At 56.8% G+C, this 25,107-nt stretch carries 23 protein-coding genes; 10 read left to right on the top strand and 13 right to left on the bottom strand.

Annotation, left to right across the window (positions count from 1 at the left end; translation table 11 throughout):
• Positions 1–25 precede the first annotated feature (25 nt).
• A complete protein-coding gene (locus DYU11_RS06920; RefSeq protein WP_119666929.1) occupies positions 26–628 on the bottom strand; it encodes a fasciclin domain-containing protein in 603 nt (200 codons plus the stop codon).
• Positions 629–895: 267 nt separating this feature from the next.
• Between DYU11_RS06920 and DYU11_RS06925 the strand changes: the two genes are divergently transcribed.
• Positions 896–1,363 carry an FKBP-type peptidyl-prolyl cis-trans isomerase gene (locus DYU11_RS06925; RefSeq protein ID WP_119666930.1) on the top strand — a complete coding sequence of 156 codons (468 nt, stop codon included), beginning with the start codon at positions 896–898 and terminating at the stop codon, positions 1,361–1,363.
• Between the two features lie 66 nt (positions 1,364–1,429).
• Here the strand turns inward: DYU11_RS06925 and DYU11_RS33780 are convergent, their stop codons facing one another.
• Positions 1,430–1,555: a hypothetical protein gene (locus tag DYU11_RS33780; RefSeq protein WP_262697097.1), complete on the bottom strand. Its 126-nt coding sequence runs from the start codon at positions 1,553–1,555 to the stop codon at positions 1,430–1,432.
• Between the two features lie 331 nt (positions 1,556–1,886).
• On the opposite strand from DYU11_RS33780, the gene DYU11_RS06930 reads away from it, so the two are divergent.
• From DYU11_RS06930 to DYU11_RS06940, 3 genes are all read left to right on the top strand, one after another.
• Entirely contained in the window at positions 1,887–3,056 is a 1,170-nt protein-coding gene (locus DYU11_RS06930) for a serine hydrolase domain-containing protein (RefSeq protein ID WP_119666931.1), read from the top strand.
• Between the two features lie 84 nt (positions 3,057–3,140).
• Positions 3,141–4,097 carry an alpha/beta fold hydrolase gene (locus DYU11_RS06935; protein ID WP_119666932.1) on the top strand — a complete coding sequence of 319 codons (957 nt, stop codon included), beginning with the start codon at positions 3,141–3,143 and terminating at the stop codon, positions 4,095–4,097.
• Positions 4,098–4,114: 17 nt separating this feature from the next.
• The gene (locus tag DYU11_RS06940) at positions 4,115–4,444 is read left to right on the top strand and encodes a tRNA-binding protein (RefSeq protein ID WP_119666933.1); all 330 of its coding nucleotides are present in this window, start codon (positions 4,115–4,117) and stop codon (positions 4,442–4,444) included.
• Position 4,445: 1 nt separating this feature from the next.
• Here the strand turns inward: DYU11_RS06940 and DYU11_RS06945 are convergent, their stop codons facing one another.
• The 4 genes from DYU11_RS06945 to DYU11_RS06960 are packed head-to-tail and all read right to left on the bottom strand — an operon-like array spanning position 4,446 to position 8,178.
• A complete protein-coding gene (locus DYU11_RS06945; protein WP_119666934.1) occupies positions 4,446–5,504 on the bottom strand; it encodes a methyltransferase in 1,059 nt (352 codons plus the stop codon).
• A 9-nt stretch (positions 5,505–5,513) separates the two neighbouring features.
• Complete coding sequence (locus DYU11_RS06950) at positions 5,514–6,557, bottom strand: MlaD family protein (RefSeq protein ID WP_119666935.1); 1,044 nt, start codon at positions 6,555–6,557, stop codon at positions 5,514–5,516.
• A gap of 27 nt (positions 6,558–6,584) precedes the next feature.
• On the bottom strand, positions 6,585–7,358 hold the full coding sequence (locus DYU11_RS06955) for an ABC transporter ATP-binding protein (protein ID WP_119666936.1): 774 nt from the start codon (positions 7,356–7,358) through the stop codon (positions 6,585–6,587).
• Between the two features lie 4 nt (positions 7,359–7,362).
• Positions 7,363–8,178, bottom strand: coding sequence for an MlaE family ABC transporter permease (locus DYU11_RS06960; RefSeq protein WP_119666937.1), 816 nt, complete (start codon positions 8,176–8,178; stop codon positions 7,363–7,365).
• Between the two features lie 306 nt (positions 8,179–8,484).
• Here DYU11_RS06960 and DYU11_RS33785 point away from each other — a divergent pair, with 306 nt between their 5' ends.
• Together DYU11_RS33785 and DYU11_RS33175 are read left to right on the top strand one after the other, a co-directional pair.
• Entirely contained in the window at positions 8,485–8,610 is a 126-nt protein-coding gene (locus tag DYU11_RS33785) for a hypothetical protein (protein ID WP_262697098.1), read from the top strand.
• A 3-nt stretch (positions 8,611–8,613) separates the two neighbouring features.
• Entirely contained in the window at positions 8,614–8,781 is a 168-nt protein-coding gene (locus DYU11_RS33175; protein ID WP_158600228.1) for a hypothetical protein, read from the top strand.
• A 245-nt stretch (positions 8,782–9,026) separates the two neighbouring features.
• Here DYU11_RS33175 and DYU11_RS06965 read toward each other — a convergent pair whose 3' ends face one another.
• Both DYU11_RS06965 and DYU11_RS06970 read right to left on the bottom strand, forming a co-directional pair.
• Positions 9,027–9,806, bottom strand: a complete 780-nt coding sequence (locus DYU11_RS06965; RefSeq protein ID WP_119666938.1) for a lytic transglycosylase domain-containing protein — start codon at positions 9,804–9,806, stop codon at positions 9,027–9,029.
• 329 nt (positions 9,807–10,135) lie between these two features.
• The gene (locus DYU11_RS06970; RefSeq protein WP_119666939.1) at positions 10,136–10,306 is read right to left on the bottom strand and encodes a DUF1059 domain-containing protein; all 171 of its coding nucleotides are present in this window, start codon (positions 10,304–10,306) and stop codon (positions 10,136–10,138) included.
• A gap of 150 nt (positions 10,307–10,456) precedes the next feature.
• On the opposite strand from DYU11_RS06970, the gene DYU11_RS06975 reads away from it, so the two are divergent.
• Both DYU11_RS06975 and DYU11_RS06980 read left to right on the top strand, forming a co-directional pair.
• On the top strand, positions 10,457–12,163 hold the full coding sequence (locus DYU11_RS06975) for an IlvD/Edd family dehydratase (RefSeq protein ID WP_119666940.1): 1,707 nt from the start codon (positions 10,457–10,459) through the stop codon (positions 12,161–12,163).
• Positions 12,164–12,292: 129 nt separating this feature from the next.
• Positions 12,293–13,081: an SDR family NAD(P)-dependent oxidoreductase gene (locus DYU11_RS06980; RefSeq protein ID WP_119666941.1), complete on the top strand. Its 789-nt coding sequence runs from the start codon at positions 12,293–12,295 to the stop codon at positions 13,079–13,081.
• Between the two features lie 9 nt (positions 13,082–13,090).
• On the opposite strand, the gene DYU11_RS06985 is transcribed toward DYU11_RS06980, so the two are convergent.
• The 5 genes from DYU11_RS06985 to DYU11_RS07005 form a co-directional block, all read right to left on the bottom strand.
• The gene (locus DYU11_RS06985) at positions 13,091–14,947 is read right to left on the bottom strand and encodes a serine hydrolase domain-containing protein (protein ID WP_147367895.1); all 1,857 of its coding nucleotides are present in this window, start codon (positions 14,945–14,947) and stop codon (positions 13,091–13,093) included.
• A 44-nt stretch (positions 14,948–14,991) separates the two neighbouring features.
• Positions 14,992–15,630 carry a DJ-1/PfpI family protein gene (locus tag DYU11_RS06990; protein WP_119666943.1) on the bottom strand — a complete coding sequence of 213 codons (639 nt, stop codon included), beginning with the start codon at positions 15,628–15,630 and terminating at the stop codon, positions 14,992–14,994.
• A 62-nt stretch (positions 15,631–15,692) separates the two neighbouring features.
• Positions 15,693–16,613 (bottom strand): EamA family transporter, encoded by a 921-nt coding sequence (locus DYU11_RS06995; protein ID WP_119666944.1) that lies wholly within the window; start codon positions 16,611–16,613, stop codon positions 15,693–15,695.
• Positions 16,614–16,830: 217 nt separating this feature from the next.
• Positions 16,831–18,261, bottom strand: a complete 1,431-nt coding sequence (locus tag DYU11_RS07000) for a leucine-rich repeat domain-containing protein (RefSeq protein WP_119666945.1) — start codon at positions 18,259–18,261, stop codon at positions 16,831–16,833.
• Positions 18,262–18,424: 163 nt separating this feature from the next.
• Positions 18,425–21,238, bottom strand: coding sequence for a M16 family metallopeptidase (locus tag DYU11_RS07005; RefSeq protein WP_119666946.1), 2,814 nt, complete (start codon positions 21,236–21,238; stop codon positions 18,425–18,427).
• 277 nt (positions 21,239–21,515) lie between these two features.
• Here DYU11_RS07005 and DYU11_RS07010 point away from each other — a divergent pair, with 277 nt between their 5' ends.
• Together DYU11_RS07010 and treZ are read left to right on the top strand one after the other, a co-directional pair.
• Entirely contained in the window at positions 21,516–23,123 is a 1,608-nt protein-coding gene (locus DYU11_RS07010) for an alpha-amylase family glycosyl hydrolase (RefSeq protein ID WP_119666947.1), read from the top strand.
• 111 nt (positions 23,124–23,234) lie between these two features.
• The gene (treZ, locus tag DYU11_RS07015; RefSeq protein WP_119666948.1) at positions 23,235–25,082 is read left to right on the top strand and encodes a malto-oligosyltrehalose trehalohydrolase; all 1,848 of its coding nucleotides are present in this window, start codon (positions 23,235–23,237) and stop codon (positions 25,080–25,082) included.
• The last annotated feature ends 25 nt before the right edge of the window (positions 25,083–25,107 follow it).

The following is a 25,107-nucleotide window of genomic DNA, read 5'->3' on the forward strand; positions in this document are numbered from 1 at the left end:
TGGGGCCTGGGGTAACATGCCAGGATTAGTTAGCCGAAGCCGGTGCCAGAACGGTATCGATGGAATGGATAACGCCGTTGGTGGCTTCAATGTCGGCCTGGTTGACCGTAGCCGTATTACCGGCCGCATCGGAAATGGTGACCGTTTCGCCCTGTTTGCTGACCGTCAGTGTCTTACCCGTTACGGTCTTCAGTTTCTGACCGTCCTGCAAATCCCCGGCGTTGAACTTCCCTTTCACAACGTGGCCGGCGAGCAGGTTGACCAGCTTCTTTTTAGCGGCTGGTTTCATCAGGTCGTCCAGCGTACCAGACGGTAGTTTGCCAAAGGCGTCGTTGGTGGGCGCAAAGACGGTATAAGGTCCTTTACCGGCCGCCTGGTCCGTCAGGCCCGATACCCGCAGCGCCCGGAACAGGATCGTGTGATCGGCCGACTTGGCGGCACTGATGGCCAGGTCTTTGCCGGTTGAGCCACCCGGCTTCATGCCGCTTTCCGACATACTACCCATGCTGGTGGTACCGGTAGAGTCCGAACGGCTCATGGTATTCTGAGACTGGGCCAGGGCACCGGCATGAATGCCTACAACCATGGCCAGGGCGAGCGCCCACATACGATTTGATCTGTTTCGCATAACGCGGATCGTTTAGTGAAAGACTGGTAATGCTCAGGGCCCGAAGGCGGATGAGCGGTGGGGAGGCTCCCAACTTGTTGATTGAACGGTGGCTTAGTGGTGAATGTTTTATCGGGGGGCAGTATATGAGCGAATGACACGGGTTTGGAAGCGGATTGTAACCGGTTGATAGGTAGCGGTTTTCATACGCTCACTTTTTGAGAAAATCCCGTCGCCTGACTGTTTTATTTATTTCCTTTGGAGAAAACATTGGTAAGCCGATAGATCATGCAAATCACAAAACACAAGGTAGCCGGTATTCATTATACCCTTCGGGATAGCAACGGAAACGTGCTGGATTCGAGTGAGGGCCGTACACCGCTCTACTACCTCCACGGCGAGGGAAACCTGATTCCGGGTATGGAAGAAGGACTGGAAGGAAAATCAGAAGGCGATAAACTGCACCTGGATGTGGAGCCCGAAAAAGGCTACGGACGGCGCGACCCGCAATTGATCGGCGAAGTGCCCCGCGATGCGTTCGGTACTCAGCAGGTTGAAGTAGGGATGCAGTTTGAAGCCAATCAGGGTCAGGTCATTACGGTCACGCAGGTAGGCCCCGATACCGTAACGGTTGACGGTAACCATCCGCTGGCCGACCAGAGTCTTCATTTTGATGTGGAAGTGGTGGAGGTGCGTAATGCTACGCCCGAAGAAATTGCCCACGGACACGTACATGGTCCGGGTGGCCATCATTAATCAGTTTGGTGTTCCAGGTTTGATAAGTGTGAACCTGGAACACTAAACCTGGAACGCCGGCCCCGATTATTTCGAGAAAACACCTTTCGCAATCAGGTACGGAATGATCAGCCAGAGCAGGCCTTTGATCAGGAAGAACAGAAAACCCAGCCAGCCAACCCGCTTGAGCCATACTTTAAACCGCTCGTTCATTGGTACGTCGTAGTTTTTGGTTGCAGGTTCCGGACCCGCTGATGTACATTCACTGTAATAACCGTCTGTTTGCCGGTTTAGTGCGCGACGATAATTCCAGGCTGGGGTGTTGCGCAAAAATAGTATAAGCCGCTGCGGCAGCAACATAATCCGGCCGCTTACGCAAACCTGGCGGCCTGCACCTTCCTTCACTACGATCACGTACTACAACGGCGTAGCCAAAACCGACGGCTGGCCTGGTGACGAAATTAACCCTTCATAGCATTCAGCGGGTCGTGCAGCAACAAGCTTCCTGATTACCTTTGCCGTACGGTTATACACCCTGATCTCTATGCGTCTGCGTCAGCTTCTTCTCCTTGTTCATCTGCTGGTTGCTGTATCCTGCCAGCGGCCACCCCAGCAAACAGCCACCCAGGCTACCTCGTCGACGGTTTATTTTCCGCCTAAAGGTGATGCCTGGCAGCGCAAAAGCCCGGCCGAGATGGGCATGGATGCCGCCTTGCTGGAACAGGCCGTGGCGTTTGCCAAAGCGACAGAAACGAAACAGATGCCCCGTGATTTTTCGACGCAGGAGGAAATCTTCGGCAAACTGCTGGGACCAATACCAAACGACCGGGCGGCAACTAACGGCATCGTGCTTCGGCACGGCTACATCGTGGCCGAATGGGGCGAAACCCAGCGGGCCGACCCGACCTACAGCGCTGCTAAGAGCGTTCTGTCGACTATTCTGGGCATCACCGTCGATCGTGGTATGATCAAAGACGTCCGTGATCCGGTGGTGAACTACATCACTGATGGGGGCTACGATTCTCCGCACAACCGCAAAATCACCTGGGAACACCACGCCCGGCAGACCAGCGAATGGGAAGGCGAGATGTGGGGTAAAAAATGGGATTTCGTCGGCAGGGAAGCGTTTGGTCGGGGCGAACGGCCCCCGCGTGAGCTGAAGGAGCCCGGTACGTACTACGAATACAACGACGTGCGGATCAACCGGCTGGCCCTGTCGCTGCTGCGCTTATGGAAAAAGCCGCTGCCCGAGGTGTTCCGCGATGAAATCATGAACCCCATCGGAGCCTCCGATACGTGGCAGTACATTCCATACCCGAACGCGTACGTCGATATTGACGGCAAGCGGATGCCATCGGTCAGTGGCGGAACGCGCTGGGGCGGTGGTTTGTGGATCAACTCCCGCGACGAAGCCCGGTTTGGCCACCTGATTCTGCGCAACGGCCGCTGGAACAACCGGCAGATTGTGTCCGAAGGCTGGCTGAAGCAGGCCGTTACGCGGGGGCCGGTTGGTCCCGATTACGGGTACCTCTGGTGGCTCAACACCGAAAAGAAAGCCTGGCCCGATGCGCCGGCTACCAGTTTTGCGGCAATCGGGGCCGGCTCCAACATCATCTGGATTGACCCCGAACACGACATCGTGATTGTCTGGCGCTGGCACGACGGAAACCCCAACGAACTTTTCAAACGGGTGCTGGCCGCGGTGAAGCCGTAGCTCAAACCGGCTGGCGGTGTTCAACAATCGGCCGCGTTTGGGGGTTGTTACCCGGAGGCCGGCCTATCCTGTCGGCACAATAACATGCGTACTGTCATATTGTGGCTGGTTGTTGGATTCATCAGTGCTGGGCGTGTGGCGGCTCAGGGGGAGGTTACCTATCCGTATCCGGTACAGTATCTGTCGCTTACCATCGAGTCGCAGCCGGTTCAGATGGCGTATATGGACGTAAAGCCCGCCCAGCCCAACGGCCAGACGGCACTGCTGCTGCACGGTAAAAATTTCAACGGGTTTTATTGGGCCAACGTGATCCGGTGGCTGAGCGACAGGGGCTATCGCGTGGTAGTGCCCGATCAGGTGGGGTGGGGCAAGTCCTCGCATCCGAATATTCACTACAGTTTTCCGCTCCTGGCCGACAACACCCGTCAGTTGCTGGATAGACTGAAGATTGATCGCGTCGTTGTGCTGGCGCACTCGATGGGTGGCATGCTAGGTACGCGGTTCACCCTCATGTTTCCGGATCGGGTCAGTCGGTTGGTGCTGGAAAACCCCATTGGTCTGGAAGACTACAAGACGTTCGTGCCCTACCAGTCGATTGATGCGCAATACAAAAAAGAAGTCAAAGCGACGTACGAGTCGTATAAGCAGTATCAGAAAACGTACTATCCCGACTGGAAGCCGGAATACGAAGCCCTGGTGAAGGCGCAGGCCAGCGATCTGGATAAGCCCAACTTCGAGGAGATAGCCTGGGCCAATGCGCTGACGTACCAGATGATCTACGAACAGCCCGTTGTGTACGAGTTCGACCGCATCCGCGTTCCAACGTTGCTGATCATCGGTCAGGAAGACCGCACCGTGGTCGGCAAGGCGCTGCTACCTAAAGATCAGCAGGCGAAGTACGGGCAGTACCCGGAACTGGGGAAGCAGACGGCCCGGCGCATCAAAGACAGCAAACTGGTCGAACTGCCGGGCGTCGGGCATATTCCGCATAGTCAGACGCCGGCGTTGTATTTTAAGGCGCTGAATGAATTTTTGCCTTAAAACCCCTCCAATCAATCATGCTTACCTGGGACGAGTTTGACAAAGTAGATATGCGCGTCGGGACTATCATCGACGTTAACGATTTTCCAAAAGCCCGCAAGCCGGCTTATCAGCTTACCATTGATTTCGGCGAAGCAGGTATCAAACGCAGTTCGGCGCAGATTACCCGGCTGTACAGCAAAGAGGAATTGGTTGGCCGACAGGTGATTGCGGTCGTCAACTTTCCGCCCAAACAGATTGCTGACTTTCAATCCGAATGCCTGGTTCTCGGGGCCGTGGGCGACAACAACGAGATTACGCTGCTGCAACCGGAACGCCCCGCTAAAAACGGGCTGCGCATTGCCTGAGTTAACGTAGCGGTTTCCTGGCCCAGATCAGGCCGTAATCCATCTGCGTGGGAATGTCCTTACTGGTCGGCTCCAGTCCGGCTTCGGCAAACCAGCTGCGATACTCCCGGCGGCTGTAGCAGCGTCCTTTCGTGACCCAGAACAACTGCGCTGAGTAGTCCGTCACGGCCAGCGGTCCGTCGAGGGTATCGTCCAGAAAAGCGTCGTGTACCCAGAGTTCGCCCCCGGGCCGGAGTGCTTCCGCAAAGCGACGGGCCAGCTGTCGGCAGGTGTCCGTCGGCCAGTCGTGAAACAGGCTCGCGGCCAGCAGCACATCGGCTTGGGGGAGGGCGTCGGTCAGCATATCGCCGGGCTGGAACGTAAGGCGGCTGCGGACCGTATCGGCGCCCGGCCGACCGTTTTGGCTGAACGTATCGAGCAGTTCGTCGGCAACGGCCAGTACCTGCGGCCGGTCAACCAACGTAGCGGTCGAGGTGGGATTTGCCAGCAGCCATTCGAAGGTAAAAAAGCCACTGCCACCCGCTACGTCGAGCAGATGACCCGGGTGTTTCGGCATCCGGTCGGCCACCAGCGGAGACAAGTGCTGAGCCCGGCCGGCCAGCCCCAGCGTCAGGAAGCGGGCCTGCTGCGGGTCATCCATCGGCGAGTGCGCGTCGCCCTCTTTAACGAACGCCAGCCCCTCCGGGGCCTGCCGTGGGCCGTCGTTCCGTAGCCGTTCAACCATGCCCAGCACGCCCGGATCGTTGCCTTCGAGACCCAGATAACCGGCCAGCGTAGGGCGGTTGCCCGGCGTCAGGTATTGGCCAAGCGCCGTAAGAGCCAGCCGGCCAGCCGTATCGTACTGAAGCATGCCCATGGCGCAAAGGGCCGGAAACAAGACCATGGCGGGCCGTTCGGCGAGGCCAAGGCGGTCGCGGAGGGTACCGGGCAAAAGCGGGCCGTCGCTGAGGTGATCAAAAACCGACAGGTGGTGAACGGCGGCAATCAACAGCCGGGACCCGAACATGGCCCGCTGGTGGCGGGTGATGGGGGCCAGGTCAGGCGCGGAATGGGTTGGCATGCCGCAAAGTTACTGCACGGAATCTTTTGGTGCTACGCCCGACTGCTCCTGTTCTTTCTGCTGTTTAGCCCGCTCTTTTTCCCGCTTTCTGAAGAAACCGCGCAGCAGGAAGTTGTGCTGGGCGGCTTCCAGATCCTCGTTGAGCAACTGGCTGCCCCGGTTCAGATTCCGCAGCGTAGTTTTCAGGTTGCGCGACGTTTCTTCATCATTGAGCAGGGTTCCGATCGCATTGTTGTTCGAGGTAAGCTTAGTGGAGGCCTGATTCAGCCTGCCGGACGCCTGACTTAACGTACTGACGGTTTCCTGCGCTTTGGTAGCCACTTGTTCAAGCTGCCCAATCGACGACCGAATGCGGCTGAACACGACGGTATCCGTAACCAGTTCGTTAGCCAGGCCACCCTGCTTGTTGAGTTTGCCGGCAAATTGGGTCACCGCCCCCGACAACTGAACGGTGTTTTCGGAAGCCTGCTGCAGGTTGGTCATGGTTCGGCGGAAATTGGACGCCAGTACCGAATCCGTCAGCACCGCCCCAATCGTACCTTTGCCCCGTTTGATGTTGCCCAACAGGTCTTTCACGTCGTTGGTGACGCGCAGCAGGTTCTGGTTGTTTTCCTGAAGGGTCTCCAGCAGCTCGTCCGAACTGAGGGCTTCGCGGGTTTGGAGCCGGTCGCCTTCTTCGATCGGTTCGGCCTGGGTCGTACCGCCGAAAATCTCAACGATGCGGTTCCCGATCAGCCCGTCGGAGCTGATGGTAGCGCTGGCATTCTTGCGGATGTAATCCTGTGAGCTTTTCTCGACGTTCATCTCCACTTCGACCTGGGCATTGCCGAGAAAGTGAACTCGCTTGACGGTGCCGATTTTCACCCCGGAGAACCAGACGTTGTTGCCCGCCCGCAACCCGCCGACGTCTTTGAACACCGCATTGATCCGGATGCTGCTGGTAAACCGTTTCTGCTGGCCTCCCAGTACCAGAACTCCGGCAACCAGAATAATTAAACCCAGTATGATAAATATGCCGACGACGATTGAACGTCTGTTATCTCCCGCACTCATGGTGGTTAGTTGATTTATAGCTGTCGATTATTCAATGAAATTATAGTGGTAAAACTGTTGAACGCGCTCGTCGTTGGTGGCAAACACCTCGTCAAACGTACCCTGCCGCTCAAACCGGCCGTCCAGCAGCATGGCCAGGCGGTCGCCGGTTTCCTTGGCGCAGGTCAGGTCGTGGGTAATGATGATGGACGTAGCCCGGTGGCGTTCCTGCACCTCGTTAATCAGGTTGTTGATGTCGTTGGACGTAATGGGGTCCAGGCCGGCCGTCGGTTCGTCGTACAGCATGATGTCCGGTTTCAGAATGAGCGTCCGGGCAATACCGATCCGTTTGCGCTGCCCGCCCGATAGTTCGGAAGGCATCTGGTTGATGGTCTGGCTCAGGCCAACATCCTCCAGGGCTTCTTCCACGGCCCGGTTGATCTCCTGACGGCCGAGGTTACGCACGTTCCGAACTAGCGGAAACTCCAGATTCTCGCGGATGGTCATGCTGTCGTAGAGGGCGCTGCTCTGGAACGAAAAGCCAATTTTTAACCGTAGCTGATCCAGCTCCTTGACCGACAGGCTGTCTACATTGTGCCCCAGCACGTTGACCGTACCGGCGTCTGGTTTCAGCAGGCCGACGATGATTTTGATCAGTACGGACTTACCCGTTCCCGAGCGCCCGAGCACGACCAGGTTTTCACCCTGATACACATCGAGGTCCACGCCCCGCAGTACGTGCAGATCGCCGAACGATTTGCGCAGGTCCCGGATCGAAATGACGACGTTGTTGTAGTCGATATGTTCTTCGGTTCTTTTCATGTCTTTACACCGCCCGTAGAGCCGCTACAATCTGCAGCGCCAGCAGTTCTTCGATAAAAACCAGAAACATGGACGTAACGACCGACGAGTTGGCGGCTTTCCCGACGCCTTCCGTACCCTTCGACGAGTGGTAGCCCTTGTAGCAGCCAACCATGCCGATGGTAAACCCGAATACGAACGATTTGATGACCGACGAAAACACGTCGAGGTAGGTGATGGCCCCGAAAAACTGTTCGATGAAGGCCGGAAAGCTCGTGGCTTCGTTGGCATTGACGTTGATGAACGCACCGACCATGGCCACAAAAATGGTGTACATTGTCAGGGTCGGAATCATGAACGTAGTTGCCAGAACGCGGCTAACGACCAGAAACTTATACGGGTTCGTGGCCGATACCTCCATCGCGTCAATCTGCTCGGTTACTTTCATCGATCCCAGCTCGGCCCCGATGTTGGAGCCGACTTTACCCGATGCAATCAGGGCCGTGACGAGCGGAGCCAGCGCCCGAACGATCGCGATGGCAATCAGCGACGGCAGCCACGACGTAGCGCCAAACTCAGCCAGCGATGGCCGCGACTGGTTGGTGAAAACGATGCCGGTAATGAAACCCGTCAGCGAGATGAGTCCGAGGGATTTATAACCAACCTCGAAAAACTGGCGAATAATCTCTCTGCCCTCATAGGGAGGCACGAGAACTTCCTTAAAAAAGCGGCCAACAAAAACCGCAACGTTGTAGAGTTCCAGAAAAACGCGGTCGAGCCGTCGCGAAACGACCGGTTTCTCGGTAGCTGCTTCTTCTGGTTTCGTAGTAGTGGACTCCATTCACAAAGTTGTAACCTGGCCATTATTCAGTCTTCTGACCAGCGTAACCTTCATAACGCGAATAGCGAGTGTGGGGTTTGAATTTGTTATGAACCGAACCCAAAAGAACGGCAGTCAGTAAGAAAATCTGACTGTCCGGCGTCGTTCGGCCCGCCGACAGTACCTGCCGTTCTCAGGATTTACCCCTTCGACGATCTCTGACAACTTTCGGGCAAGTAATGCCGTGAAGCTGTTTGGAATTCAAGGAAAGAAAACAAGAAGATTCCTCTGTTCACCCTGGATGATTTTCGGGCCGGAAACGGTAACATGATCAACCCTCTGCCCGCGGCCAACCGCATCCGGTGCATCCGTGAAGAGCGCTGGAAGTACGCCTACTATTTCTACATCGCTCCCCCGGAGCAGATGCCGCCCCAGTCGTATCCGCAGGAATAGGAAATGTATGACCTTGAGGCCAATCCGCAGGAGACCAACAACCTGGCTAACCCCAGCCATCCGAAATACAACGATCCGGTTATTGCCGCCGAACGCGACCGGCTTCACCAGAAGCTGCTGCGGCTGGAGCAGGAAAAACTGGGTGCCGCTGCGCTGGCCGTAGAAGCATAACCGACCGCCCTGACGCAGAGTGTGCCAGCTGAAAAGCGGATAGTGTAGGCGTATGGGTCAACGTGATTCCCGGGTCACTAAGTGTTAGTGTTTCAACGGGGCTGCTGACGATGACCTGGCAGTCAACCGGTTGCACCTGTCCGCCGTTACGTCGGCGGGACGCGTGTAAGCGATCACAAACCAAAAGAGGGGCCTTTTCAGGCCCCTCTTTTGGTTTGTTGGGTAAACCGATACGGCGACCGGGCTCACGCAGCCTGACGATAAAACGCGTCGGGCCGGACGTGGTACGTCGTTAATCGCTCCGTCGACAGAAACGAGGAGTAATCGTCGGGGCGCGACAGCAGTTCCTTATACAGCAGGACGCGGTACAGATAAAACCGGGTCTCACGCGGCAACCGCATCTGGTAGTAGCTGCAATCGGCCTGGCGTCGGAGTTGTGCTTTAATAAACCCCGGTCCTGCATTATAGGCCGCGGCTACCAGCGACCACGAGCCAAACTGGGTGTAGAGCCGGCGGAGGTATTTGCAGGCCGCTTCGGTGGCTTTGCGGGTGTGGAACCGTTCGTCAACCCGGCCGCTTACCTTCAGGCCCAGTTCGCGGGCGGTGGCGGGCATCAGTTGCCAGTAGCCCCCCGCGCCTTTCCGCGATATGGCTTTGGCATTCAGGCCGCTTTCGGCCAGGGGGACGTACCGGAAATCCGGGGGTATGTCATACTTCTCCAGGATTGGATCAATCGTGGGGAAAAAAGATTCCGATTTTTGCCGGAGACCACCCAACTGGCTGCTGTGTGGCCGGAAGCTGGTGAATACGTGTTTCCAGCGGCTAACGACATCGGCCTGATCGAGGGGCATGGTTTCGCCACAGAAGTTAACGTCCAGCAGTGGGAGGTCGGCCTCGTTGATCGCGTGCCGCAGCATAGAAGATGCGGCATGATCGGCAAAAACGGCTTTCGTGTTGTCTTTAAGGATGATTGGCGACGCGACAAACTTGGTTGCGGCCATAGCGGCTGGGCGAACTACGGCCATCAGCAATGAAAATCCAACTCGTTTAATCAAAACACATTCACACTTGATACTGCTATCCTAACGTTGTCGAACGTGCGAATCGTGCCTGATTATCAATATAATGCAGGCTTTTCTTCTATTGTAACAAAAAACGCAGTGTAACCGGAAGCGCCTGTTTACACTGCGTTTTTTACGTATATTTATCGGTTAGACTATCTAGTAGATTTAATAAGTAGTGTTAACCTATGTTTTCGCTTCCGTTTCTGGTATGGATAGATCTATTTACTAGGATTAGCTAAACTTTTACCAATTGGCTGAACGGTCACTATCCGGGCGGGTGACGGCTCCGGCTATTCGTCGCGGATCAGGGTACGAATCTGGCCCGCCATTTCAGGGGTTACCTGTGTGTTGTGGGCGGTTTGTGCGTGAGCAGCAGCCTGTTGAAGAACTTCATCTTCGCTGGCTGCGTGAATCTCGGCGTCGCAGTCAAAGCCGGCGTCGCGGCAACGGAGTGTTTTCATGGCGTGGTTGGGTTCAGAATTAATTTCGTAGCTAAATTTAAACGGATTTTTTCAAACATTGACCGGGAATTTTCACCTATTTTTTGAGCGGTAGGGGTGTAGTAAAACTGATGCCTCTGCTGCTTTTTACAGTATACTTTTCGCTGAACAATGCCCCTTCGCTCCCAAGAATGGTTTGGCCGCACCGGTAAAGACGGCTTTATCTACCGCGCCTGGATGAAAAACCAGGGTTTCCCGCATCACGAATTTGACGGCAAGCCGGTCATCGGTATCTGCAATACATGGTCTGAGTTAACGCCCTGCAACGCCCACTTCCGCGACCTGGCCGAGGCCGTGAAGCGGGGTGTCTGGGAGGCCGGTGGTTTTCCGCTGGAGTTTCCGGTGATGTCGCTGGGCGAGTGTCAGATCAAACCGACTGCCATGCTGTTCCGCAACCTGGCCAGCATGGACGTTGAAGAATCCATCCGGGGCAATTCACTGGATGCCGTTATCCTGCTCTGTGGCTGCGACAAAACCACTCCTTCGCTGGTGATGGGGGCCTGCAGCGTGAATCTGCCTACGCTGGTTGTGTCGGGCGGACCCATGCTGGCCGGCCGGTTCCAGGGGCGGAAAATTGGTACCAGCGACCTCTGGCGCTTTGCCGAGGACTACAAAACGGGCAAAATGACCCAGGCCGAATTTGTAGCCGCTGAAGCGAGCATGGCCCGCAGCCAGGGGCATTGCGCCGTGATGGGAACCGCGTCAACGATGGCCGCCATGGTCGAATCCCTGGGCCTGGCCCTGCCCGACAATGCTACCATCCCGGCCGCCGACTCGCGCCGGAAGGTGCTGGCTCATCTGTCGGGTATGCGGGCGGTTGAACTGGTTAAAGAAGACATCAAACCGTCGGATATTCTGACGCGGCAGGCCTTCGAGAACGCAATCATGGTGAACGCGGCCCTGGGCGGTTCAACGAACTTCATCATTCACCTGATGGCCATTGCCGGACGGGTAGGGGTGGAACTGTCGCTCGATGATTTCGACCGGTTGTCGGCCAAAATTCCGCTGCTGGCAAACCTTCAGCCGTCGGGCGAACACTTCGTTGAGGACCTCTTTTATGCTGGTGGCCTGCCCGCCATCATCCGCGAACTGCAGGGGTTTCTGCACAACGATGTACTGACCGTCAATGGTCGTTCGCTGGGCGACAACTGCGTAACGGCCCAGTGCTACGACCCGGCTGTTATTGCGTCGGTCGATAAGCCGTTCAAGCCGGAGTCGGGCATTGCGGTGCTGAAAGGAAACCTGTGCCCTAACGGCGCGGTGCTGAAACCGTCGGCCGCTACGCCGGAACTGATGAAGCATACCGGCCGGGCCGTGGTGTTCGAAAATATCGACGATTACAAAGCCCGGATCGATGACCCGGATCTGGACGTTGACCCGAGCTGCGTACTGGTCCTGAAAAACGTAGGACCCAAGGGGTATCCGGGGATGCCCGAAGTGGGAAATATGCAGCTTCCGGCCAAAGTACTGGCCCAGGGCGTTCACGACATGGTACGGATCTCCGACGGACGGATGAGCGGTACGGGTTTCGGAACGGTCGTGCTGCACGTATCGCCCGAAGCGGCCGTGGGCGGCAACCTCGCACTCGTTCAGAACGGCGACCTGATTACGCTCGACGTGGAGCAGCGGCTTCTGCATCTGCACGTATCGGACGAAGAGCTGGCCGGTCGGCTGGTGCATTTCAAAGTGCCGGAACTGGGCTATGACCGGGGCTACGTCGGGTTGTACATCCGGCACGTTACGCAGGCGCACGAAGGGGCTGATTTTGATTTCCTGCGCGGAGGGTCGGGTTCGGTGGTGAAGCGCGATTCGCACTGATTGGCTTGCCGATAAACGACCATCGTATGAAAATAAGCCGTTTGACAACGTATTGCATCAGCTCCGCACCCTATTGAAAGAGCTTACCAACCGCAGTTTTCAGTACCTTTCGGCGCAAGGCTACGTAGCATGACTCCATTCACCCAGTACCCGTTTCAAGATCAAGTGGCTGTTATTACCGGTGCCGGACAGGGGATCGGATTTGCCATCGCAAAAGCGCTGGTTCGGCAGGGAGCCGCCGTGCTCCTGAACGATTACGACGAGACACTGGCCCGTAAGGCCGTTGACGCCATTCAGCAGGAAGATCAGGAGGGGGGGCGTTGCGAAGCGTATTCCGGCGATGCCTCCGACGTAGCGTTTATTCAGCAGATGGTCAACGCGGCCGTGGAGCGGTTCGGGAAGTTAACCATCGCCGTCGCCAACGCGGGCATTACGGTTTTCGGGGATATTTTCACGACAACGCCGGAGGCCTTTCAGAAGATAGTGGACCTGAACCTGCGCGGTAGCTTTTTTCTGGCCCAGTTGGCTGCTACGCAAATGCGCGATCAGGGGGCGGGCGGCAGCGTTCTGTTCATGTCGTCGGTGGTGGGGCATCAGGCGCACCCCGGCCTGCCGGCCTACAGCATGACCAAAGCCGGTCTGGAAATGCTGGCCAAACAACTGGTCATTGATTTTTCACCGCTTCAGATTACGGTCAACGCGATCGCGCCGGGGGCCACCCTCACGGAACGGACGCTGGACGATCCAACCTACATTCCGATCTGGTCACGCATCACCCCGATGGGTCGCCCGGCTACGGTCGAGGATATTGCCAACGCGGCTTTGTTCCTGGTGTCGCCTGCATCGCGGCACATCACGGGACAAAGCCTGGTTGTCGACGGCGGCTGGACGAGCATAAGTCCTCCGCCGGTGTCGTAACCGGAATGCTCAGAAGCGAATGCCTATCCATCCGTTCGCAAACAGGAGTCCGGCGACGTAGCAGCTTGACAGAATGGTCACCAGCAGATAGGTCTTCAGCCAGCCGCTCTGCAGAAACTTCCACCGGCGCACCAGCAGATAAACCGCTGCGAGACAACAACCGGCGAAAGCCAGTGTACCCACGAACAGGATGGTAGCGGGTCCGGTTTCGTCCGGACTGGCGGTTAAGTTGCCCACCAGACTGCCCAGGGCGGTAACGACCGCAATCAGGGACAAGGCGCCCAGACCCGGTAGTAACCGCAGCCAGGCATCGGGGGCTGCGTAACTACGCTGAAAGGTAAAAATAAGCCAGACGATTCCGGCAAGAATTGAAACGCCAACGAAAGCGAGGCTGATCAGGAGCAGCAGTCGCAGTCCCCACGCTTCCAGCCACGAGCTGTGTCTGAAATAGCTGCCCTGTTCGCTCAGCACCCGATTCCCGTCCGCGTCGACCGTCAGGACGATACTGGGCAGGTTTTGGTTTGCTTTACGGAAGGTGAGCGGACTGGTCTGAACCAGGCGGGTTGCCTCGCCGAACGCCCGGCTGAGCACCAGTGAGTCGCCGTCCATACGAAGCGATACCCCCGAAAGCTGCCGTTCCAGAAATCCTAAGATCTCATTGCGTGGGCTTCCGGCGCGGTACTGCCCCAAATACGGGTCAACGGCTTTCTTGTCGAGGGGCTGGGCGGCTACGCTGGGCGAAGGTGCCTGGCGGGTCAGAAAAGCCGCCACCAGTTTATTGATGGATGTTAACGGGTTGCTCCCGTTATTCGACAGGGCGTATCCAACACCCAGCTCCCGGTTGTAGCTGAATACCGATATAAAACCGTCAATACCGCCATTGTGACCCTGGTACGGGTATTTGCCGTCCAGGTTGCCGGTGTAGTTGGCCAGTGCGTAACCAGCCCTCAGGCCCGCTTTGGCGGCTAGTGTGCTGTGGGGTGTTTCCATCGCCGTCAGCACAGAGTCCGGTAGCCACTGACCCGTCTGGGTTTGCCAGTCGTTGAGGAAAAACTGAATCCAGCGGGCCATGTCAGCCGCCGTGGCATTCAACGAACCGTCGGCTCCACCGTAAATTGGCAAAAACGGTACCTTTTGGTATGAACCGTCGGCCCATTTATAGCCCTGCACGTACCGGCCAGACGGATCAGCGCGTAAGTTCAGATTGCTCCGGGTCATACCGACCGGGCGCATAACCTGCTCCGTCACAAACTGGTGCCATGGTTGACCGCTCAGTTTTTCGATGAGGTAACCAGCCACGACATAGCCCGGATTGCTATACGAAAACCGCTCGCCCGGTCGCCAGCGACACGTTAAGGCCTGCTCAAATTCCTTCACAGCCGCCAGTCCCTGCGGGTCGGTTGCCTCGTGGTTGTAAACTTTGTTGAACGGCATATCGTCAAATCCGGCGGTATGCTCCAGCAGATTGACCACCCGAACGGGGTTTGTAGCCGCCCAGTCGTTCCGGATGGGTACTTCCGGGGCGATTTTGCTGACGGGGTCATTGAGCGCCAGTTTGCCCTGACTGACCAGTTTCAGAATGCCCAGGGTAGTAAACATCTTGGTGATCGACCCCATCCGAAACAGATGCTGAGCCGTAACGGGGGTTTTACGATCAACGTCCGCCAGTCCGAGTCCTTCAGCAACCAGCACCGAGTCTTTAGTGGCCAGCACCAGCATAAGGCCGGGAATGTGTTCCCGCTTCATAATCGTCCGGATCGAGTCGCGCAGGTCCGCCAGGGTAGTGATGGACTTGGGTGGGCGTGGTTTGGCCTGGCTACCAATGGGTAAGGCCAGGCATACCGCCAGCAGCAGGAAGAAGCGCATAGTGAAGCGAGTTTGCCGTAAGTTGACAACTTTCCGGTTGGTTGTCAATCTGAGTTGTATAAACGGTTTAAACCGGTCATGGTCCAGTAGTCATACTGCATGTACCGGGCCGTACCGGAAGCCACATCGTTGCCCAGTAATTTTCCAACTACGTAGAGCGCGAGATCAATACCGGCCGAAACCCCGGCTGAGGTCAACACGTTGCCGTTGTCAACGTAGCGTTCGGCGGGGAGAACCTTTGTATTGGGGGCAATCTGTCGCAGACTTTCCACGGCGGAGAAATGAGTCGTAGCGGATAAGCCGTCCAGCAAACCGGTTTTCGCCAGGATCAAGGCGCCCGTACAGACCGACAGGACCAATTCGGCGGTTTCGGCTGTGCGACGTACCCAGGTCAATACCGCTGGATTATCCATCTCGCGCCGGGAGCCGTAGGGTGTTCCGTCGGGATGGTAGCCGCCACCGCCCGGAATTAGAATGAGGTCGGCGGGCGGGTGATCAGTCAGCAGGTACGTTGGCTGAACCACCAGGCCGTTGCGGGCGTACACAGGGGTCCGTTCGGCAACGGTAAATACGGTGAACGGCCGCTGTCCGGCGTAGTGACCAGCTACGCCGAAGACTTCGAAAGGTCCGGCAAAATCGAGAACTTCAACCTCGTTGAAGAGAAGAATGGCTACGTTGCGCATGGTGGCTGATTGACTGGCTGACCGGTTAAATTTTGGTCACAAGTATAGTCAATCCGTCACCGTTATTTTTTGCCGAACGTAATCAACACGACGCCACCCAGCGCAATCAGCGCCCCGAGGAGGGATTGGGCCGAGAACGTTTCCCCCGCAAAGAACACACCCAGCAGCATCGCTACAACGGGGTTCACGAAGGCATACGTTGAGAGCAGTTGCGGGCGGGCGTTACGGGCCAGCCAGGCATACGAAGAAAAGCCGATGATGCTGCCGAACACGACGAGGTAGAGCATGGAACCGATGGCTTTGCTGGGGGCGTCGAGAATACTCAGGAGCGTGACGGGCTCAACCGCCAGACTAATGCCCATCAGGATAAACCCCCCGACCAGCATCTGGATACCGCTCGAAATGATCTGCGACGGCAGCGATACGCGTGGGGCCAGCAGGGTACCAACGGCCCATGAGAAATTGCCGACCGTTACCAGTCCGGCACCGATAAGATTGGCGTCAACACCGCCGGTCGTGTGCAGGCGGTCGGGTTTCACCAGAAAGTAGATACCCAGCAGACCCACCGCTAACCCGGCGAGCGCCATGTTCGATGGACGTACTTTGCCGAACGAAACCCAGTTGAGCGTAAGCAAAAACACGGGCAGCATACCACCCAGCAGGGCCGCCATGCCGGTCGGAATGTATTGCAGCGCGATGGTGAGCGCACCGTTGGCGATGGTCAGCAGCAGGATGCCAACCAGCCCGGCCGACTTCCAGTGCTGGGTTGTGGGGCGGGGTGTACCCGTCAGGCGGGCGTAGCTGTATAGCAGCGTCCCGGCAATGATGTAACGCAGCGACGCCATATACAGGGGCGGCATTCGCTCGGTCATGAAGTGGATAAACAGATACGTTGATCCCCAAAGAATGTAGACTGACCCCAACGCAGCCCAAAGCGTCGTTCGCTTGGATGGGGTGATGACCGGAGTAGTAACCGCTTGCATAACTCGTACTGCTTGTTTGCCACAGTAACAGCAGCAAGTTGACTTTTTCTCCGTTGAGTCTCAAGTATTTTACACAGTTCCTAAATTAATTATGAAGATTCTAAGCAAAAGGATATTTGGGGGAGGAAAGGAGAAAGGGAGGAGAGGAGGAAGGAATGTACAGTAATACTTCCCTCTTTTCCCTTTCTCCTTTCCTCCCTTACCTCCCTTCCTCCTTTCAATAAAACACTTCCGTCTGGTTGGCTTCGAGTTGCTTGATGAGCTGGGCGTAGGGACCGGATCGGGCATCGCGCTGCGACAGGGGATTAGCCCGCAGGTAAACTTTTTTGAGGCTTTTGAGGCTGCTGAGTGCGATGGGCAGCTCCTGCAGGTTATTGTTGCTCATGTCCAGTTCCTCCAGCGACGGCAGTGATGCCAGGACCGCAGGGGGGACTGTGAACCAGTTATAACCAATATCCAGCACCCGCAGGTTCTTGAGGGTCTTGAAAGATTCCGGTAGTTCACTGATGCGGTTGTGATGCGCGTACAGGACCTGTAGTCGTTTCAGCCGGCCGAGCGTACTGGGTAGGGCTGTAAAGGTATTATGGGCCAGAGCCAGCTGCTCCAGGCGTTTCATCCGGCGCATCGACCGGGGCAGGGTTGTTAGTTTATTGTAGTACAAATCCAGTACGTTCAGGCGACGCAGGCGACCGAAGTTTTTGGGCAACTGGGTCAGGCCGGTGTTGTACAGGTTCAGATCGTTGAGCCGACGCAGGCGACGAAGTGGTTTGGTCGTGAACGCCTGTAGTTTATTGTTCCCCATCCACAAGCTCTCCAGCCGACGGTTGTTACCGACCGATTGCGGAATACGCGTGAGCCGGTTCCCCTGTAGATTCAGCGCGATCAGGTGGTTATTTTTTGGGAAAAAGACGCTGTCGTTCGGGAGGCTGTTGTACAGAAAGCTCAGTCGTTTCAGCGTGGGGATGCGCTCGGTTAATTCCGCCGGAACGTAGCGGAGCCCATTCTTCGACAAATCCAGCTCTTCCAGGTTTGAGAAGCGGTAAACAACGTCGGGAATGTCGGTCAGGTCGAGCTGGTTGAAAGCCAGCATTTTTACCGTGTCGGGGCGGTCGGTTTTGCGGGCGGCTTCCAGGGTAGCGATGATACCGGGCCCCCGTCGGGGTTTGCGGGGTTGCGGGACGTTGCCTATCTGGGTGAAATTACTCGTCCGGAAGCCGGTGGTCGTTCGGATGGGAAACGGGTGCTGTGTGTACCAGTCCGTCAGAAAAGTCAGGAGTGCCGTGTTTTGAGCATCCGTCAGGGTGTCGGTTTCGAATCGACAAAACACCCAGTCGTAGCTGCCGTCGGGTTTAATGAATTCCTGGACGTTTAGGAAAACTCCTTTTGCTGGCAGGCGTTTCCTGTTGGTCTCCATGAACTTGAAAAATCGCATCATCGACGCATGGGTACTATCCATGAATCGTTTGCCGTGTCGCTCGAAAACGCCTGTTTCGCCACTTCTTGTCGCCAGCGCCGGCGGATAGGTCTTCGCCAGTGTCGCAGGCGATACGCCCAGTCGAGCCGTATCGCTCAGCAAAACAACCCGGGGCTGAGCCCAACCGGTTAACCATATCAACCCAAACAGGGTGGAAAGAACGAGCTTTTTCACGACCTAACGTTTTTTTTAGTGAAGTAACGAAATTTATAGTTACTATGCTGCAAAAATTGGGATGTATCTGATTAAAAATGATCTGCTGGGTATGGTTAACACCAGCTGAATCCGTTTCAATCAGATACACCCCGGGGAGCCGCCTGGGCGGTTTAGCTACTCGTTAATCCTTCTTCCCGCTGCCTACTGACGCTGCGGGCTGTTTCTCGGCCAGCTTCTTGGCGGCTTTCTCGAAATCGCCGGCTTTAACGGCTACCATCTTGCTGTAGTCGAAGTATTTTTTCACGGCTGCGTTCACCTGATCGGGCGTGAGGGCTTCAATCTTTTTCTCGAAGTCGGCATCCCAGGCCAGGGTGCGGTTCAGATCGAGATAGCCGTTTAGCCGACCGGCCAGCGCCCCGTCCTGCGACCGCGTTACCGACCGGCTCTGTAGCCAGCCGCTCTTGGCCGCTTTGATTTCGTCGGGGGCAAAGCCATCCTTGCCCATCTTCTCAAATTCCTCCCGGATGGCTTTTTCCAGCTTCTCCGCGTTTTCGGGGTTGTAGATAGCGTAGGTGCCAAACGAAGCTATTTTGTCGCGGGGGTCGGCGTTCATGTATGAGCCAATGCCGTAGCTAATCCCTTCTTTCTGCCGGACGCGGGTAGCCAGCCGCGAGTTCAGGAAACCGCCACCCAGCATGTAGTTGCCCAGCACCAGCGCCGGATAATCCGGATCGTCGTCGCGCATTGGCAGGTTAAAGCCGGCCACAAACATGGCGTTGGCCTTGTCGTTGGTCTGGATCGACTCACCACCCGGCTTGATGTCCCGGTACGTCCGGGCGATGCGGGTGTACGGCTTCGCAGCTTTCCACTTGCCCAGGTCGTTTTTAATCATGTTGCGGAGGGCCGCTTCATCGAAATCGCCGACGACCGCCACGGTTGAATTGTCGGCCCCGTAGAAGTCTTTATAAAACTGCTTAACGTCGTCCAGCTTCAGGGCCTTAATGGCTTCGATTTCTTCGTCGAACGTCATGGTGTAGAGCGGGTGCCCTTTCGGATAGGGGCTGAGCAGCCGCTGGCTTACGTTGAACGCGATGGCCTGCGGTTCCTGCTTCTGCGATTCAATCTGCGCCAGCCGTTCTTCCTTCAGCTTCTGAAATTCGGCTTCGGGGAAAGTCGGGTTTTTGAGGTAGTCCGTCACGATTTTCATCACGGCGGGCAGGTTCTCCTTCGAGGCTTCGACAAACACTCCGGCCGTTTGACCGCCCCCACCCACGTAGGCGCGGGCTTTCAGCTTGTCGAGTTCATCCTTGATCTGCTGATACGACCGGGTTTTGGTGCCGCGTTCGAGCATAGACGCCGTCATGCTGGACACCACCGATTTGTTCATCAGGGTTTTCTCGTCGCCGTAGCGGATGGTCATCTGTACGTTTACGCTGCCACCCCGGGTGCTTTTCGGCAGCAGGGCGTACTTGACGCTCTTCGGCTCCTGGCCGCGCTTAGTGCGGGATTCGATGTTGGCGGGCGATACGTCGAACGCTTCGCCGGCGGCAATGGCTTTCTCGCCTTTGTAGTCTTTTACCAGTTCCGCTACGTTCGGCGCTTCCGGAACTTCAGCCCGGTCGGGTTTCTGGTCGGGAATGAACACGCCCACGGTACGGTTGGACGGCTTCAGGTAAGCCGACGCAACGCGCTGCACGTCGGCGGGGGTCACCTTGCGGATGTTATCGCGGTAGAGGTAAACCAGACGCCAGTCGCCGGCACCCATCCATTCGCTCAGTTGCAGACCAACGCGGTCGGTATTCTTGAACAGCAGGTCAATGTCGGCCAGCAGCTTCGTTTTCGACCGATCGACTTCTTCCTTCGTGGGGGCTTTGCGGGTGATCTCATCCAGGGTATTCATCATCACCGTCCGGGCCGAGTCCAGCGACTGTTCCTTACGTACTTCAGCATAGAAATACGCGAAGCCCGGATCATGTACCGAAGGCGCCCAGCCGTATTGAAAAGCGGCTTTTTTGCCTTCAACCAGGGCTTTGTACAAACGGCCGGACGGCTCATTGGTCAGGATGTCGATAACGACGTCCATCACGGCATAATCAGGGTGAGAGCCGGAGGGAGTATGGTAGGCAACGCCCACGGCCTGAGTATCGCCCACGCGTTTCAGCGTCACATTCCGTTCGCCGTCCTGCGTTGGCTCAACGGTGTACGGCTTTTGCAGTACGCGTTCCGGGCGCGGAATGGGCCCGAAATACTCGTTGATCATGGCCAGGGTTTTGGGCTCGTCGAACTTCCCGGCCACCAGCAGAATCGCATTGTCGGGCTGGTAATACTTTTTGTAAAATGCCTTCAGGTTGTCGATGGGCACCCGCTCAATGTCCTCTTTCGAACCGATGGTCGATTTGCCGTAGTTGTGCCACAGATACGCCGTCGACAGAATCCGCTCCATCAGCACGTACTGGGGCGAGTTTTCGCCCATTTCGAACTCGTTGCGCACGACCGTGAACTCCGTCTCCAGGTCTTTCTTGTCGATGAAGCTGTTAATCATCCGGTCCGATTCCAGGTCGAGGGCCCATTTCAGGTTCTCGTCGGTGGCCGAAAACGTTTCAAAATAATTGGTGCGGTCATACCAGGTGGTTCCGTTTGGGCGGCAGCCATGTTCGGTCAGTTCCTGCGGGATATTCTTGTGTTTGGTCGACCCTTTGAAAACCATGTGCTCAAGCAGGTGAGCCATCCCGGTTTCGCCAAGTCCTTCGTGCCGGGAGCCCACCAGGTACGTAACGTTTACGGTGATGGTTGGCTTTGAGGGGTCGGGGAAAAGCAGCACCCGGAGGCCGTTTTTGAGCTGATATTCCGTGATTCCTTCGACCGACGTGACCTTCGTAACGCCGTTGGGCAGGGCGCCCGCAGCCTTGTCCTGCGCGGGCAATACGGCAACGCTGCCGGCCAGCAAAGCGGCTGCCAGCAGCCATTTTCGAGTAGAGTGGTTCGGGAAAAACATGAGGGTAGCAATTATGTGGAAACTATTCGTATAGTTAACAATACGTAGCTGCAAAATCAACTTCTGTTACAACTTTTTAACAAAAGGGGTTTTAAGCTGATGTATGGCTATCCCGTTACTAATCAGGCTGCAAAAACGCTTCATTGTTTGTAAGGCAGCGGTGGTTAGGTCGGGTCATACCAGCCCGGCAGATAAAATATGCCGGTTCGGGGTAGCTCTCGGCAGCGGTTTTGGGTTATTCTGAAAAATTCAGAACCACCTAAAACTTCACCAAACCATGCAGGAAGGCCAGGAAACATACCTTTGGTGGCAGACAGGCGTAGTTTATCAGATTTATCCCCGCTCCTTTCAGGACAGTAACAGCGATGGCGTAGGCGACCTGCGCGGGATCATCCAGCGGCTCGATTACCTCAAATGGCTGGGAATCGACGCCGTCTGGCTGTCGCCGATCTATCCCTCGCCGATGGCCGACTACGGCTACGACATTTCCGATTACCGGGGCATTCATCCGCTGTTCGGTACCGAAGCGGATTTCGACGAACTGCTCCGGGAAGTCCACAGCCGGGGCATGAAGCTGATTCTGGACCTGGTGCCGAACCATACGTCCGATCAGCACCCCTGGTTTCTGGAATCCCGCTCCTCGCGCGATAACCCGAAACGCAACTGGTACATCTGGTGCGACCCGCTCCCGGATGGCTCCGTGCCGAACAACTGGCTGAGTGTTTTCGGCGGCCCGGCCTGGGAGTGGGACGAAAGCACGCAGCAGTATTATTACCACGCTTTCCTGAAAGAGCAGCCGGATCTGAACTGGCGGAACCCCGAGGTGCAGCAGGCCATGCTCGACGTTATGCGTTTCTGGCTCGACAAGGGCGTCGATGGCTTCCGGGTGGACGTGATGTGGCACATGATCAAGGATGAGCAGTTCCGTGACAATCCGGTCAACCCCGACTATCAGGCGCACATGGCTACGTACGAACAGCTCCTGCCGGTGTATTCGACCGACCAGCCCGAAGTACACGACATTGTCCGGCAGATGCGGAACGTACTCGACGGCTACAACGAACGCATGATGATCGGCGAGATCTACCTGCCCATTCAGAAGCTGGTAACGTACTACGGTATCGACGGAAAGGGGGCGCATCTGCCCTTTAATTTCCAGCTGCTGTCGCTGCCGTGGGATGCCCGGCAGATTGCCTCGGCGATCGACCAGTACGAGGGGGCATTACCACCGAACGGCTGGCCCAACTGGGTGCTGGGTAACCACGACCAGCCGCGTATCACGAGCCGCGTTGGTATGCAGCAGGCGCGGGTAGCGGCCATGCTGCTGCTCACCCTGCGGGGCACGCCCACCATCTACTACGGCGATGAAATCTGCATGCGCGACGTACCGATACCGTTCGAGGAGGTACAGGATCCGCAGGGGCTGAACATGCCCGACAAAAACCTGAGCCGGGACCCCGCCCGGACGCCCATGCAATGGGACGACAGCCCCAACGCCGGTTTCACCGATGCGAAACCCTGGCTGCGGCTGGCGGCTAACTACAGCCGGGAGAACGTTGCGGTACAACGCAACAACGACCTGTCGATGCTGAGCCTCTACCGGCGGCTGATCGACCTGCGTCGGAATGAGCCGGCCCTGCAGGTCGGGACGTATACGCCGGTTTATTCGGACATGAACCTGGTCGCCTTCAAACGGGAAGCCGAAGGCCACGACAGCTTCCTGATTGTGCTTAACCTGAGCCACCGGCCGGGCTACTTCCGCCCCCAGCACTTCCCGTTCAGCGGAACCGTAGAGATGGCAACGTATCCGGAATCGGAGGGGGTCAGCGTCAGCGATGCGCTCAACCTGAGTGGCGACGAAGGGCTGATTATCCGGTTGCACTGACCAGGTCCCAACCCTTCTCCCTGCTAAGGAGAGGGGCAGTCTGGCCCGATTAAATGAACGTAATTCATCATTCCTTAACCGGCCGATACAATCCTGTCGGCCAAACCATTCATGAAACCAGTTGGTGCTATTTATGTAGCCAATAACCGGTGCCGTTTTACGGTGTGGGCACCCGAAAAAAAGAGTATGATGCTGCATATTGTGCAGCCTGCCGACCGAATCATTCCCATGCAGGCCGAATCGTTCGGGTATTTCAGCGTCGACGTTGACGATATTCCACCCGGTACGCGTTATTTTTTCCGGCCCGCCGATCAGCCCGATACGCCCGACCCGGCGTCGAATTACCAGCCAGAGGGAGTACATGGGCCATCGGCCGTTGTGGATCACGGGGCGTATACCTGGCAGGACGACGGCTGGCGTGGCATTCCCTTCAACGATTTGGTTTTGTACGAACTTCACGTCGGTACGTTCACCAGTGAGGGAACCTTCGACGCGATCATCCCGCGGCTTGACGACCTGCTTGATACGGGCATCAACGCCATCGAAATCATGCCGGTGAACCAGTTTCCCGGTGACCGGAACTGGGGCTACGACGGCGTGTATCCGTACGCCGTGCAGGCGTCGTATGGAGGGCCGGATGGTCTGAAACGGCTGGTCGATGCCTGCCACGCGCGTGGTATGGCCGTTTTGCTGGATGTGGTGTACAATCACCTGGGTCCCGAGGGGAATTACTTCAACCGCTTCGGGCCGTATTTCACGAGCCAGTATTGCACCCCCTGGGGCGACGCGCTGAACTTCGACGGCGACTGGTCGGACGGAGTGCGGGAGTTTTTCGCGGGCAACGCGCTGTACTGGCTCGAAACGTATCATCTGGATGGACTGCGGTTCGACGCCATTCATACCGTGTTCGATTCGGGAGCGGTGCCGTTCTGGGAGCTGGTCAACCGGGAAGTCAGGCAACTGGAACAGAAACTCGGCCGAACGCTGCACATGACTGCCGAAAGCGACCTGAACAGCCCCCGGGTGATCCGGCCGGCAGACGTCGGTGGGTTCGGGTTCAGTGCGCAGTGGCTCGACGATTTTCACCATGCGCTCTACGTCCTGATCGACGAAAACGGCCGCGAACGGTACGAGGATTTTGGCCGGATGGAGCAGTTAACCAAAGCCTATACCGATGGATTCGTACACAGTGGCGAGTACGTCAGCTTCCGGAAACGCCGATACGGGGCCTCGTCGGCGGGCATACCCGGCGATCGGTTCATCGCCTTTAATCAGAACCACGATCAGGTTGGTAACCGCGTTAAAGGGGAGCGGCTGTCGGTACTGGTCGATTTTGATCGGCTGAAGCTTGCCGCGGCTGCGTTGCTGCTGTCGCCCTATGTACCGCTGCTGTTCATGGGCGAAGAATACGGCGACGATGCGCCTTTCTACTATTTCGTCAGCCATTCGGAGGAAGAGCTGATCAGGGCCGTCCAGGAAGGCCGCAAAGAGGAATTCAAAAGATTTCAGTGGGATGTTGAACCACCTGATCCGCAGGCTGAGGAAACTTTCCGCGACTCAAAACTACAGTGGCACAAACGTACGGAAGGTAAATACGCCCGGTTGCTGAACTGGAATAAAACGCTCATTCAGCTCCGTCGTACGCATCCGGCTTTACAGACCGTAAGCAAAAACACGGTGCAGGCGTATCCGGTAGGGCAAGCTGGGTTTGTACTGGTTCGGCGGCCGGAAGATGGTCAGCAGCAGTTGATCGGTCTGTTCAATCTGTCCGACGATGCACTTGTGTACAGCATGCCCCCCGCCGACGAGGGGTGGCACAAGATACTGGATTCAACCGAGGAGCCGTGGCAGGCCGAGCCGGTACCGAACCCGGTGACGCTGCCGGGTTCGGTACGTACCGGCGAGACAGTGAGCCTGCCCCCGCGGAGCGTCGTGGTGTTTGAAGGACGGATAGAGTAGGTACAAAAAAAGCCGCCCCTCACGC

This window comes from Fibrisoma montanum (assembly GCF_003583365.1).
Taxonomy (GTDB): domain Bacteria; phylum Bacteroidota; class Bacteroidia; order Cytophagales; family Spirosomataceae; genus Fibrisoma; species Fibrisoma montanum.